The sequence below is a fragment of the Brenneria populi genome (assembly GCF_036016195.1).
GTDB lineage: Bacteria > Pseudomonadota > Gammaproteobacteria > Enterobacterales > Enterobacteriaceae > Brenneria > Brenneria populi.
The window spans coordinates 342,359-354,526 of sequence record NZ_JAYWTM010000006.1; the positions used below are offsets into that span (position 1 = coordinate 342,359).

Sequence of the window (12,168 nt, forward strand, 5' to 3'; positions counted from 1 at the left end):
CCGACGCAACGACGGCAAGAGAGCTGAAGTGCGCCTGTCGCCGCTGCGTGCATTAAGCCGGCAGGGAAATGACTTTCCTTACCACTTTTTGTTCAGGATGCGGTCGATGCTGTATAAGCCGGGACCGGTCACTGCCAATAGTATATAACCGCCGGCGATAGTCAGGTTTTTCATAAACATGATCTGGTTGGCGCCTTCGGCGAAGTTGGTGTGGAAAATCAGCGCCGTCAGCAGCGTAAAGCCCGCGGTGAACAGCGATACGGTGCGCGTCAATAGGCCGAACAGGATCGCCAGACCGCCGCCCAGTTCCAACAAAATCGTCAGCGGTAGCAGAAAAGCGGGAACGCCCATCGCCTGCATATACTGCTGGGTGCCGGCATAGGCGTCGCCCAGCTTGCCGTAACCCGCAACGATAAACAGAATCGGCATTAAAATACGGGCGACTAACAGGGCAATACTTTCTAAATTTTTCATCATCTCTCCAGTCTCTTTTTTAAAAGGCTCTACGCGCCATGTATGTGTAGTAGCAGGTATTTATCGAACATCTGTCCTGCCGCCAGGTCATGAGGCTGATACTATAGAGAGATGACAGAAGGTTACAGCGAGTATAATTGTCGGTTTATTTCAGAAAAATTGATGTTTGCTCGATCGGTACGGCAAACGCAGGCGCCGCGGGCGTCTGACGGCGGCCAGGATGCGTGGCGGCGGTTAGCGGCCGGAGAGGGTTTTGCGAAAAAAGCGCAAGGTTCCCCACAGCCCGATCGCGCGACGGCCCCAGCGGATTAGGCGGCTTGGGTGGCGTATGCCGTAAACGGCGATAAGGCCGGAGCCAACGACCCAATATTTGCGCCATTGCAGCAGATTGCGCCAATAGCGATCGTAAGGCGCGGTTGATTCCAGCAGGTACTTTTTATGCGCCGATAAATCCAGCCGCTGCTGCTGGACTTTGCGCAGGAGCCGGGCTTTTTCTTTATCGCGCTGCGCCTGGCTCATTTGGGTTCATCCTCCAGCAGGATACGATCGGTCTCCAGCTCCTTGCGGGTCGCTTTAAGCAGCGTCGAGCGCCGCACCTTCAGCAAGGTCCATATGCCGATGATGACGGATAGCCCCAGCAGCGCGGCGGTGGTGCATCCTAATGCGAACAGGCGATATTGCGGATCGACCCCCCAGATAATCAGCGCAATCAGGCTCATTAAGCCAAACGTGGCGAAAAGCAGCGTCAGCCCGGCCATTATCAGCAGCTGAATCAGATTGGCTTTCTCTTCTTCCAGCTCGATCACCGCCAGGCGGAGGCGCGTTTCAACCATGCTGACAAGAATGGTGATGATACGTTGCGCAGAGGAGATGACCCCGCTAGCGGGGCCTTGACGTTGTTTATCAGTCATAGTTGTCAGAGTAATTAACGACGGGAGAGCAGAACGCCAAGTACGACGCCGACCGCGGCGCCGATACCCACGCCGGTCCAGGGATTTTCACGGACATAGTCATCGGCGCAGCCTACCGCTTCCCGCGTATGGCTGGCGATCCGCTCGCCGGTATCGCTCAGGCGAGAACGCGTTTCTTTCAAGGCTGTTTCAGCTTTACTACGGAGCTTATCCAATTCCGTTTTGGATTTGTCGCTTGAGGTGCTTAATACCTCTTCCAGCGTATCCGCCAGTGATTTCAATTCAGCGCGTAAAACTTCGGAACTTTGATCTTTAGCCATCTTAGATAACCTTCATGTTATAAGCCTGGAATAGTAACTATAGCCTAAATTTCGATGTCTGCCCGTCGGGGTGTGGCAGATAGTGCTTATAACCTATTGTATACCGGCCATCTTTTACTTTATTTGCAACGCCCGTAATTCCTGTTCCGCCTCAGCCAGTTTTTTCTCTCGTTTTAGAATTTTTTTCGCGTCGCCGTCCTGTCGGCTCTCTTTTAGTTCGCGCTGGCGCTCGGCGACTTCGGCGCGTTTTTCCGCAATCTTATCCTGACGTTCGGCTGCCAGCTTTTCATCGCTGCAGTTGGATTTGACTCCATCCAAAGCGCTCTGCAGCCCCGCGACCCGATGCTGATTGCCGTTTTGACGGGCGTGTTCGATTTGGCGCTGGATTTCCCGCTCTTTTTGCGCGCAGCCGCTTTGCACATTCGCCGCCTGAGCCAGCGAGATGCCGGAGAAAACCCATACCATGACTGCTATTACATGATGTTTTTTCATGTTGTTATCCTAAATTAGACTGTTTTTGCGTCAGCTTTTGCTGCCAGAAAGGAGGCGGATTGATGGTTTGCTGCGTCGTGATGCTCGCCTTAGGCAATGAGGTACGCAAAATATTTCTGGCCTCGGCGCTTTGCGCGGGCGACGCTAGACGTACAATCAGGCTGCCCTCCGCGGGCGTGATGCTTTTTATCGCGATGCCGCGTTCATTTAGTCGCTGATAAATGTAGAAACCGTCGGGCAGCGCCGCGCCCTGATAGAGCGGCTGAATGTGCAGTTGCGCCTCATCCTGAGAGCGATGAGGAACCAGCATTAGCGCAAAGAGCGGCACCGCCACCAGCAGCACAATGCGCCATAGTTTTTTGGGGTAAAACCAGCGGATTAGCACCGTTAATTTCCTTTTCCCGCGCTAGCGGCGCGCTTTTTGCGCCAAAGCAAAAATAGCGATCCAAACAGGCCGATAAACAGCAATGCCAGCGGCAGCATCATCAGAAAAAACATCAGTTCGTCTTCATATTTCCGAAAAACGGGGGTTTTCCCTAATGCAAAGCCGAGCGACACCAGAATGACGACCCATAGCAGCGCGCTCATCCAGTTGAAGAACTGAAAACGGGCGTTATTTAAGCCGGACAGACCGGCGATGGTTGGTAATAGTGTACGTACGAACGCCAGAAAACGCCCAATTAATAGCGCGGAAAGGCCGTGCCGATGGAAAAGCTGGTGCGCCCGCTGGTGATAGTGCGCGGGCAAATGCGACAGCCAGCCTTGTACGATGCGCGTATTACCCAGCCATTTCCCCTGAATGTAGCTGACCCAGCATCCCAGGCTGGCCGCCGTCGTCAGCAGGACGATGGTGAACGGGTAGTTCATGGTGCCTTTGGCGACCAGTACGCCAACCAGAATAAGTAAGCTATCGCCCGGCAAAAACGCCGCCGGCAATAAGCCGTTTTCTAGAAAAAGAATTAAGAACAGTAAAATATAGATGGTCCACACCAGTTTAGGATCGGCTAACACATCGAAATCTTGGAGCCAGAGTGCGTTTAACAGTTCTTTAATAATATCCATCCGCTATTCCTAATACTGCTGCATGACATGTAACCCGTGGCGATGCGAACGCTCCCGGTCGTGATGAGGGTAGATACGGTTTGTATCGGCTATTTTTCAAACCGCTGGCGTGTTTGCTGCATGACTCGGCCCCTTTCTGCTTCTTAAAATCGATCCCCGTCATACTTTGAGCCGTATGTGCGCCGGCTTTACGCGCGCTCCATCCACGGGGCGGCCCGTAAATAGCCGACGCTTTGCGTTGTTCAACAAACGACCGTTTTATCCTGCGGCTCGTATTATTGAGGGCGTAACGGGTCTATTAAATAAACGGCATAATCCAACGTTTTTCTTAATGATTTATTCGATTGGGCCATGCTGATGATAGTACGGGGTTTGGCAGAATTCTTGCTTTTTATCCGCGTCATCCGAATATTTGACCGATATTCGCGCTAGACCGCTCCGGACGTGAATTCTCGGCCATTGACGTCTGTTTTTCCCCAAAGCCGCGATTAAAAGTAAAAAACATCTTCTAACTGTAACAAAATGGGTGATGCCGAGACAGGAAAATATCACAGCAAGCGGGTTGATTTAAGACATGTTATGGATGAAATATTGGCGTTTCCGTCATATTTTACACTGGCTGACAGAAGTCGACGCTTTTTGACTTTATTCTCTGGCCGTTACAGCACAACGGGGCTACCATTCGCGGCCTGGGCCGCCACCGTAGCGCATACTATCGGCAATCCCCTCTCTCACTGGACTCATCAGGAACTGCGCCGTACCGGAATACGGCTGTCGCCGTCAACGGCGAAAGATATTTGGCAGCGCGCTAATGCCCTGCTGGAGCGTGATGACTTCACGCCGCGCGGCGCTGAAAAACGTATGGATCATTTTGCCGCTTATCGCACTTTGCCGGCAACCTCATAATAAACCGGCTAAAAATGGGGGCGGCGACTTTCGCGCGTTGACTATTTTTCAACGCGGCGTAACGTTGTAAACCTTGCGCATTGTATTTAAAATAAAACGTCGTTTCATTTAGTATGCGCCGTTTTGCTTTTCCGCGATGTTTTTATAGGCAGGGATCATGACACATTATTGGTTTGCCCAGTCGGTGGGGATATTGGCCTTTTTGGTCGGTATTACCATGTTTTTTAATCGTAATGATCGGAAATTTAAAATACAGCTTTCGGTTTATAGCGCGGTTATCGGCTGTCATTTCTTTCTCATGGGCGCGAATGCGGCGGGAGTTAGCGCGCTCTTGAACTCCGCGCGTACCCTGATTGCGATTAAAACGCACAATATCGCCGTGATGTTGTTATTTATCTCTCTGACGCTGGTTTTCGGCTTGGCCAATATACGGCATGTGATGGAGCTGCTGCCGATATTGGGTACGGTTGCCAGTACCTGGGCGCTGTTTCGTACCTCCGGTTTAACCACGCGCGGTATAATATGGTGTTCGACCGCATGTTGGGTGGCGCATAACATCTGGCTGGGGTCGATCGGCGGTTTGATGATCGAAAGCAGTTTTCTGCTGATGAATGGATTTACTATTATCCGTTTCCGGCACATGCAGAAACACGGTATCGATCCGTTTCAGGCGGAGAGTGAGGGGGCCGGCAAAGCCTGAGCGAAAAATCGGGATGGCCGCCGCGGGCAGCGGCTATCCCCTGAATCAATCGGCGTACCGGTCGCCGGGCGGTTACTGCGCCGCGCGTCGGTTGACCCAAATATTAATCAGCATGGTGGTGACCAGAATCCCCGCGACCACGCCCAGCGAAATGGCGATGGGGATATGGAAGATATCAATCAGCATCATCTTGGCGCCGATAAAGACCAGAATAACCGCCAGTCCGTATTTCAACAGCGAGAAGCGCTCGGCCGCGCCGGCCAGCAGGAAGTACATGGCGCGCAGGCCCAGAATGGCGAACAGGTTCGAGGTTAATACGATAAAGGGGTCGGTCGTCACGGCGAAAATCGCCGGGATGCTGTCGACGGCAAAAATCACATCGCTGATTTCGACCAAGATAAGCACCAGGAACAGCGGCGTGGCATACAGTATTCCGCTCCGGCGGATAAAGAACTTATCGTTTTCAATACTGTCGGTCATGCGCAAATGTCCGCGCAGCCAGCGCACCAGCGGTTTGTCGCCGATGTTGGCGTCGTCGTCTTTGGCCAACGCCATTTTGATCCCGGTGAATAGCAGGAATGCGCCGAATACGTACAGCAGCCATTGGAACTGCGTGACCAGCCAACTGCCGCCGAAGACCATCAGCGTTCTTAGGACGATCGCGCCTAACACGCCGTAAACCAGCACCCGGCGCTGATATTGCGGCGGAACGGAAAAATAGCCGAACAGCATCAGCCAGACGAAGACGTTATCGACGGCGAGCGCTTTCTCAATCAGATAACCGGTCAGGAAGGCCAGCGCTTGCGTATTGGCGACCTCGCGCCCCAGCGTGCCGTCCAGATACCACCAGAAGCCGGCGTTGAACAGCAAAGAAAGCGTCACCCAAACGATAGACCAGACGGCGGCCTGCTTGAACGTCATCACCGTCGATCCCTTACGCCCCTGATAGAGCAGATCGATAGCTAACATCACGATAACAATAATAGCGAAACTGCCCCATAGCCATGGCGTGCCAATGGTGTGCATAGCGATATCCTTTAAACGAAAACAAAAACGGCCAACGTCGAAAGGCGCTGGCCGCTTATCATTTAAGCTGCAAATGCACCTCGCCTTTCGGCAAGGTCTCACTTACAACATTAATGCAGTAGTCTGATTAAAGTTGCCCGGCAACCGGATGCGCTGCGCACCGTAATGACGATTAACCGGCGAAAAAGTTACTCCCCTTTGCTGACCAGACGATAGGCGAATTTATGATCCAGGTCAAATAAATATCGTCACTCTCACATCGACGCCTATTTGTTAAAGGAAAGCGTGAGTTGCGTAAAATAGCAAGATAGCGCGGCGGTTGAAGTACAATTACGATGTTTTTGCCCGCTTGTTTGGTAAAAGCATTTACTGGCGCGCGTTTTTAAGGGATAAACAGCGCAAATTTTGTGATTCAGGAGGGGCCAATGAGCCAGCTCGAACTGGAAACGCGTAATCTGACGCTGGTGCGTTATCCTCAGGTTGCTGATAATTCGGCGTTACAGGCGTGGGAGGCGGCGGATGAATTTCTGTTGCGGGAGCTTTCGTCCATGGAGATCGCGCCCGGGGCGCGCCTGATTTTTAATGACGCGTTCGGGGCGCTAGCCTGCGGATTGCAGGCTCAGTCGCCGGTCAGCATCAGCGATTCTTACATGAGCCAGCTGGCTACGCGGCATAACCTGGCGCTGAATGACTTGAAGGCCGATTCCGTGGAGCTGCTGGATAGCCTGGCCGATTTACCCGCGGCGCCGGCATTGGCGGTGATCAAAATACCGAAAACCATGGCGCTGTTGGAGGATCAGCTGCGTAAGCTGAGGAAGGTGGCGACGCCGCAGACGCGCATTATCGCCGGCGCCAGAGCCAGGGATATCCATACCTCGACGCTCCAGCTGTTCGAACGCATCCTGGGGCCGACGAAGACGTCTCTCGCTTGGAAAAAAGCGCGCCTGATCCATTGCGAGGTCGCGGATCTGAAGGTGAGCGAGCCGCCGCCGACCACGGTCTGGGATCTGGAGGAGTACGGCTACCGGATCCATAACTACGCCAACGTCTTTTCACGCGGCGGGCTGGATATCGGCGCGCGTTTCTTTATGCAGCATCTGCCGCGGGATATCGACGGGAAGATCGTCGACTTAGGCTGCGGCAACGGGGTGATTGGGCTGGCGGCGCTGGCGCTCAACCCGGATGCCGCCGTCAGCTTTTTCGATGAATCCTATATGGCGGTCGCTTCCAGCCGGATGAACGTTACGGTTAACCGTCCGCAGGATAGCGAGCGCTGCGGGTTTGCCGTCAATCACGGACTGTCCGGCGTGGGGCGCGACAGCCTGCGGGCCGTGCTGTGCAATCCGCCGTTCCATCAGCAGCAGGCGGTGACCGACCATATCGCCTGGCAAATGTTCCTCGACTCCCGCCGCTGTCTTGAGGTCGGGGGCGAATTACGCATCGTCGGTAATCGCCATCTCAACTATTTCCACAAGCTTAAACGTCTGTTCGGCAACTGTGAGGTGGTCGACGGCAACGCGAAATTCGTCGTGCTGCGGGCGGTGAAAACCTCGACGGCCCGCTAGCCTGACGGCGTGTCGGGGCGCGTTCGATTGCCGACGCGTCCGCGATCGCCGTCCTCTCCCGCAGGCGGAGCCGGGAAAAGCGCGCGGATGGATAATGGCCGGCCGGATTGTTTGTTGTCGGCGGAGAGTGCCATTATAATTCGCTGGATAATCAGGCGAAGGAATCTCTATGTGGATTGAAGAATTGGAGACGCGGTTGGATGGCGCGTTTCAGGATCTGGAGCGAAGCGTTCAGCAACAGCAGCAAAGCTGGCAGCGGGATTATCAGCGCCTACAGCAGCAGCTGGCGCAGGCCGAACGGCGTGAAACGCAGCTCGGCGAACAGATTAAACAGCTTGTCGCCCAGCTGAACGCGATGGACAGCTCGCCGGAGCGCAATCCGTTGCTGCATAAAGTCAAAATCATCAGCGCCCATATTGATGCGCTGGCTAAGGATGCGTCGGAGTTTCTCCGCTCGCTGCCTTGATCCTACCGACGCGTGCCGTTCGTTCCGGCCGAGGATGAGGCGCGGCTTAACGTAATCCGATCGATTTCCTGCAGATTTTCTCCGTATTCTTCATATTTGCCGGAAATGTGAATGAATTACTTGCAGATATTTACCCTTGCTCTAATTAACTGAAACTGTGGCGCCTATACTTCTTTCCGACAGCGCGACCATGGTCATTCACGACGATTCAGATAGATATGGAAGGATAAATTATGCGTAAATTAACGGCACTTTTAATCGCCTCTTCACTGGCGTTGGGAACGGCGGGCATTGCTCAGGCTAACGATGCGCCCAAGGGCCATCATGAAGTCAGAATGGCGAAAGACGGTAAGGGCGGCCCTCGCGGCGGCATGATGCATCATGAAATGATGTTGAAAGATTTGAACCTGACGGAAGCTCAAAAACAGCAGGTTAAAGAGATTGTGAAGGCGTCTCACGACGATATGCGCAAGCGTATGCAGGATGAGCGGCGTGAAATGAACAATCTGGTCACTGCCGACGCTTTTGATTCGGCCAAGGCGCAGGCGCTGCTGGATAAAGCCGACGCCAATCACAAAGCGATGCGGCTGAACGGCCTGGAAACCCAGAATAAGATTTACAATATCCTGACGCCGGAACAGAAACAGCAGTACAAAGACAACTTTGAAAAACGTTTGACCCAATCGCCAAGGCAGAACGGCGAGCCGAAGCCGGCTGAGTAAGCGATAACATACCCTTAAGACCGCCGGATTTATCCACCGCTTATGTTTCACCGCGGCGGATAGGTCCGGCGGTTTTCCTTTTTCCCATTGGCGCGCGCCGATGGCGGCGTTCATCGTAAAAATATCAAACGGTTGATAACATTGGATATGACTCGCACCGGGTATCTCGATCCGACGGACGGGTTTGTCAGCCAACGCAAAAATATAGTGACATTTTTCACAAAATGAAATTCAGCAGTAGCTTTCTTGGCGTCGGCTTGTTACAAAGCGCGTAGAGGACGTCACCAGAATTTTCTGGGCGAGACCTGGATAAAACAGTGTGTGGAACACTGGTTTATCCAGGTTTTTTTTTGCTTTTTTTCCAGCTGGCCAGCGGACGCAAGCAAGACAAGTTGTATAGGGCAGAGCAGCCATTTACGAAACGGGAAGTGTCATCATGAATAGCAAAGCGCTAGCAGAAAATATTCTAAGGTTGGTTGGGGGAGAAGCGAACGTTTCGACGCTGGTCCATTGCGCAACGCGTTTGCGCTTTAAGATCGTTGACAACGCGAAAGTGGATTTGGCTGCGTTGGAGGCGTTGGACGGCGTTATTACGGTAGTCAATGGGGCCGGGCAATTGCAGGTGGTTATCGGCAACCGGGTGCCGGAAGTTTATCGCGCTTTCGGCCCGATTTCAGGATTGCTTGAGGACGGCGGTAATAAACAGCGGCCGGCTGCCGAATCCGCAAAGAGCGTCTCCGTCATGGGACGGTTGATTGACCTGGTGGCGGGAATTTTTACCCCTTTGCTGGGAGCCATGGCCGCCGCCGGGGTGCTGAAAGGGGTTTTGGCCATCGTAATCGCCATGGGATGGATGCATAACAAGGAAAGCACCTACGTCATTTTGCACGCGGCGTCCGATAGCCTGTTCTACTTTTTGCCCATGCTGCTGGCCATTACTTCCGCGCGTAAATTTGAGACCAATATTTTTGTCGCGGTATCGGTAGCCGGCGCGCTGGTTTACCCCTCGATTCAAGGATTGTTCGACGCGGGTCAAGCGGTGACGTTTTTCGGCCTGCCGGTGATCATGATGAAATATACCTCTTCGGTGATCCCGATTATTTTTAGCGTATGGCTGATGTCATATATCGAGCGTTTTCTGAACCGCCACATTCATGAAAGCGTACGTAATATTCTGACGCCGTTTTTCCTGCTGGCGCTGATGGTGCCGCTGACGCTAATGACCATCGGGCCGATTGGCATTTCCGCCAGCGAATCCATCGCCTCGCTGTTTGTCAGTATTTATAGCTTCAACCCGATTCTCGCCGGCGCGCTGATTGCCGCCGCCTGGCAGATCCTGGTTATTTTCGGCGTGCATTGGGGGTTTGTCACCGTCTTCATCAATGATATTTCCGTGATGGGGCAGAGCTATCTCAAAGCCGCGTCCAGCCCGTCGGTCTTTGCTCAGTCGGGCGCGCTGTTGGGGGTGATGCTGCGCACCAGGGATAAAAAACTCAAGGCGCTGGCGGGCAGTACCTTTATCGCTTCGCTGTTCGGCATCACCGAACCGGGCGTGTACGGCGTTACGCTGAAGCTGAAAAAACCGTTTGTCTGCGCGGTGATCGCGGCGGCCATGGGGGGCGCGATAGCGGGCTACGCCAAGAGTTCGGCGATCTCCATGGGGATGCCCGGATTACTGACGCTGCCTATCTTCTACGGCGAGGGGTTCCTGGGGTTTATCATCGGCTGCGTGACCGCTTTCGTCGTCAGTCTGATTTTAACCCTGGCTGTCGGATTTGATGAACCGGACGCGCCGCAGTCCGCGGCGCAGACGCCGGCATCGCCTTCCGTCGGCAAGGGCGTAAAGGCGACGGCGATGAACCCGAAGGCTATGCCCGCGTCCGGTGAACAGATCGGTTCTCCGATGGCGGGCGAAATGGTTCCGCTGGAGGAAGTGGACGACAAAGTGTTCTCTTCCGGCGTCGTCGGGCCGGGGATCGCCGTTAGACCTCATGAGGGACGCGTCTATTCGCCCGTGGATGGGAAGATCGTCAGCACGTTTGCTAGCGGACATGCGATTGGCATCCGTTCACTTGGCGGGGCTGAAATCTTGATCCACGTCGGCATCAATACAATACAGCTGGAAGGTAAGTACTACCATCCACGGGTGGCGGAAGGCGATGACGTAAAGAAAGGTCAGCTGCTGCTTGAGTTTGATTTGGCTGAAATAGAGCAAGCGGGATATGACGCGGTGACGCCCATCGTTATCACCAATGCGGATGATTACCGCGTATTCAGCCTGAGCGCAGAGCGTTACCAGAAGGCGGGGCAACCCATAATCGTATTAGCGTAGGATAAGAATAGGGACGACGGAGGATAAAGGGGTTATCTTCCGTTTTCTTTATTCATTGACGTAAGTTGGTTTTTCCCATAGACCTGATATAAATAAACTCCATATTGAGATGACTGTGATGAAAGTTGAAAAAATATTAAGCAATAACGCAGTCCTATTGATCAATAAAAACCATGAGGAGATAGTGGCAATAGGCAGAGGGATCGGGTTCGGTAAAAAATACGGGGATATGATTGATGCCGGCCAGATCGAAAGCCAGTTCATAAAGAGCCGGGGAGGGCTGACGGAAGTATTCTCTCAATTATTGGCCGAGATTCCGCCCGCTTATTTAGCGGTAACGCAACAGATCATTGAGCTGGCGCAGCAAAAGCTAGCCATTACCGCACAGGACACCCTATTTCTGGCGTTAAGCGACCATATAAATTTCTCGATTCAACGCTGCAATAATGGGTTGGAAATAAAAAATTTCTTGTTATGGGACATCAAGCGGTTTTATGCCAGCGAGTTCCTTGTCGGTATGGAGGCGTTATCTCTGATCCAAGAGAAATTGGACGTCACGCTACCGGAAGATGAAGCGGGGTTTATTGCACTGCACTTGGCGAATGCGAGAAACAATAGCGATATGCAAAGTACAATGCAAAGCGCAACGCTTATCAAGGATATTTTGAGCATCGTAAAGTATGACCTGAGAATAAAGTATGACGAGAGCTCTTTAGACTATCAACGATTTGTTACGCATCTTAAGTTCTTTGCTCTACGATTGTTGAATCGGGAAGGGATTAACCATGCAGACAATAGTATCTACGAAGGAATAAAAGAGTTGATGCAGGAAGCCTACGTTTGTGCGATGAAAGTGTACGATTATGTGGAAAAGAATTATGAATGTCAGCTCACAACCGACGAAATTATGTTTTTGACTATTCATATTAATCGACTACGTAATGACTGAATGTGATTTTCGAGGTGATTTCGTTCACAGAACGCAACGATGAGAATTGGAATTAGGTGATAAAAAATTTATTTTAGTAGCAAAAGGGACGTAACTGAATTTATTCAGGCGAAACCCGCCGCGTACAGCTGACGAATGCATTTGTACGCGGCGGGTTTTTTTATATCTATTTTTCACAGGAGCGAGAAAACACCAGGGTTATTCGACACAGTGTGAACGTGATAATAAAAATTATGAAAAAAG

Annotated in this window: 14 protein-coding genes and 1 pseudogene; 7 read left to right on the top strand and 8 right to left on the bottom strand. The window is 52.5% G+C overall.

Features of this window, described 5'->3' with window-relative positions; genetic code table 11:
- Positions 1–78: 78 nt before the first annotated feature.
- The 7 genes from VSX58_RS09050 to VSX58_RS09080 form a co-directional block, all read right to left on the bottom strand.
- On the bottom strand, positions 79–474 hold the full coding sequence (locus VSX58_RS09050) for a DoxX family protein (protein ID WP_327615878.1): 396 nt from the start codon (positions 472–474) through the stop codon (positions 79–81).
- A gap of 234 nt (positions 475–708) precedes the next feature.
- On the bottom strand, positions 709–993 hold the full coding sequence (locus VSX58_RS09055) for a YqjK-like family protein (RefSeq protein ID WP_327615868.1): 285 nt from the start codon (positions 991–993) through the stop codon (positions 709–711).
- Positions 990–1,385: a phage holin family protein gene (locus VSX58_RS09060; RefSeq protein WP_327617770.1), complete on the bottom strand. Its 396-nt coding sequence runs from the start codon at positions 1,383–1,385 to the stop codon at positions 990–992. The genes VSX58_RS09055 and VSX58_RS09060 overlap by 4 nt, the downstream gene beginning before the upstream one ends.
- 14 nt (positions 1,386–1,399) lie before the next feature.
- Complete coding sequence (locus VSX58_RS09065) at positions 1,400–1,705, bottom strand: DUF883 family protein (protein ID WP_327615870.1); 306 nt, start codon at positions 1,703–1,705, stop codon at positions 1,400–1,402.
- Positions 1,706–1,819: 114 nt separating this feature from the next.
- The gene (locus VSX58_RS09070; RefSeq protein ID WP_327617771.1) at positions 1,820–2,197 is read right to left on the bottom strand and encodes a DUF1090 domain-containing protein; all 378 of its coding nucleotides are present in this window, start codon (positions 2,195–2,197) and stop codon (positions 1,820–1,822) included.
- 4 nt (positions 2,198–2,201) lie between these two features.
- On the bottom strand, positions 2,202–2,582 hold the full coding sequence (gene mzrA, locus VSX58_RS09075; protein ID WP_327617772.1) for an EnvZ/OmpR regulon moderator MzrA: 381 nt from the start codon (positions 2,580–2,582) through the stop codon (positions 2,202–2,204).
- Between the two features lie 2 nt (positions 2,583–2,584).
- Positions 2,585–3,259, bottom strand: a complete 675-nt coding sequence (locus VSX58_RS09080; protein ID WP_327617773.1) for a DedA family protein — start codon at positions 3,257–3,259, stop codon at positions 2,585–2,587.
- A 681-nt stretch (positions 3,260–3,940) separates the two neighbouring features.
- On the opposite strand from VSX58_RS09080, the pseudogene VSX58_RS09085 reads away from it, so the two are divergent.
- Both VSX58_RS09085 and VSX58_RS09090 read left to right on the top strand, forming a co-directional pair.
- Positions 3,941–4,126 (top strand): annotated as a pseudogene (locus VSX58_RS09085) (glucuronate isomerase); the annotation flags it as partial.
- Positions 4,127–4,322: 196 nt separating this feature from the next.
- Positions 4,323–4,865 (top strand): YgjV family protein, encoded by a 543-nt coding sequence (locus VSX58_RS09090; RefSeq protein ID WP_327617774.1) that lies wholly within the window; start codon positions 4,323–4,325, stop codon positions 4,863–4,865.
- Positions 4,866–4,937: 72 nt separating this feature from the next.
- Here VSX58_RS09090 and VSX58_RS09095 read toward each other — a convergent pair whose 3' ends face one another.
- Positions 4,938–5,891 carry a TerC family protein gene (locus VSX58_RS09095; RefSeq protein ID WP_327617775.1) on the bottom strand — a complete coding sequence of 318 codons (954 nt, stop codon included), beginning with the start codon at positions 5,889–5,891 and terminating at the stop codon, positions 4,938–4,940.
- Between the two features lie 425 nt (positions 5,892–6,316).
- Here VSX58_RS09095 and rlmG point away from each other — a divergent pair, with 425 nt between their 5' ends.
- The 5 genes from rlmG (at position 6,317) to licT (ending at position 11,925) form a co-directional block, all read left to right on the top strand.
- A complete protein-coding gene (gene rlmG, locus VSX58_RS09100) occupies positions 6,317–7,456 on the top strand; it encodes a 23S rRNA (guanine(1835)-N(2))-methyltransferase RlmG (RefSeq protein WP_327617776.1) in 1,140 nt (379 codons plus the stop codon).
- Positions 7,457–7,625: 169 nt separating this feature from the next.
- Positions 7,626–7,922, top strand: a complete 297-nt coding sequence (locus VSX58_RS09105; RefSeq protein WP_327615876.1) for an MbeD/MobD family mobilization/exclusion protein — start codon at positions 7,626–7,628, stop codon at positions 7,920–7,922.
- A 233-nt stretch (positions 7,923–8,155) separates the two neighbouring features.
- On the top strand, positions 8,156–8,644 hold the full coding sequence (spy, locus tag VSX58_RS09110; protein ID WP_327617777.1) for an ATP-independent periplasmic protein-refolding chaperone Spy: 489 nt from the start codon (positions 8,156–8,158) through the stop codon (positions 8,642–8,644).
- Positions 8,645–9,080: 436 nt separating this feature from the next.
- Complete coding sequence (locus VSX58_RS09115; protein ID WP_327617778.1) at positions 9,081–10,976, top strand: beta-glucoside-specific PTS transporter subunit IIABC; 1,896 nt, start codon at positions 9,081–9,083, stop codon at positions 10,974–10,976.
- A gap of 118 nt (positions 10,977–11,094) precedes the next feature.
- Positions 11,095–11,925 carry a BglG family transcription antiterminator LicT gene (gene licT, locus VSX58_RS09120; RefSeq protein ID WP_327617779.1) on the top strand — a complete coding sequence of 277 codons (831 nt, stop codon included), beginning with the start codon at positions 11,095–11,097 and terminating at the stop codon, positions 11,923–11,925.
- Positions 11,926–12,168 lie beyond the last annotated feature (243 nt).

Coding starts and splice junctions, on each gene's coding strand:
- VSX58_RS09050 (WP_327615878.1), bottom strand. CDS start 474: ATGAAAAATTTAGAAAGTATTGCCCTGTTAGTCGCCCGTATTTTAATG.
- VSX58_RS09055 (WP_327615868.1), bottom strand. CDS start 993: ATGAGCCAGGCGCAGCGCGATAAAGAAAAAGCCCGGCTCCTGCGCAAA.
- VSX58_RS09060 (WP_327617770.1), bottom strand. CDS start 1,385: ATGACTGATAAACAACGTCAAGGCCCCGCTAGCGGGGTCATCTCCTCT.
- VSX58_RS09065 (WP_327615870.1), bottom strand. CDS start 1,705: ATGGCTAAAGATCAAAGTTCCGAAGTTTTACGCGCTGAATTGAAATCA.
- VSX58_RS09070 (WP_327617771.1), bottom strand. CDS start 2,197: ATGAAAAAACATCATGTAATAGCAGTCATGGTATGGGTTTTCTCCGGC.
- VSX58_RS09080 (WP_327617773.1), bottom strand. CDS start 3,259: ATGGATATTATTAAAGAACTGTTAAACGCACTCTGGCTCCAAGATTTC.
- VSX58_RS09090 (WP_327617774.1), top strand. CDS start 4,323: ATGACACATTATTGGTTTGCCCAGTCGGTGGGGATATTGGCCTTTTTG.
- VSX58_RS09095 (WP_327617775.1), bottom strand. CDS start 5,891: ATGCACACCATTGGCACGCCATGGCTATGGGGCAGTTTCGCTATTATT.
- rlmG (WP_327617776.1), top strand. CDS start 6,317: ATGAGCCAGCTCGAACTGGAAACGCGTAATCTGACGCTGGTGCGTTAT.
- VSX58_RS09105 (WP_327615876.1), top strand. CDS start 7,626: ATGTGGATTGAAGAATTGGAGACGCGGTTGGATGGCGCGTTTCAGGAT.
- spy (WP_327617777.1), top strand. CDS start 8,156: ATGCGTAAATTAACGGCACTTTTAATCGCCTCTTCACTGGCGTTGGGA.
- VSX58_RS09115 (WP_327617778.1), top strand. CDS start 9,081: ATGAATAGCAAAGCGCTAGCAGAAAATATTCTAAGGTTGGTTGGGGGA.
- licT (WP_327617779.1), top strand. CDS start 11,095: ATGAAAGTTGAAAAAATATTAAGCAATAACGCAGTCCTATTGATCAAT.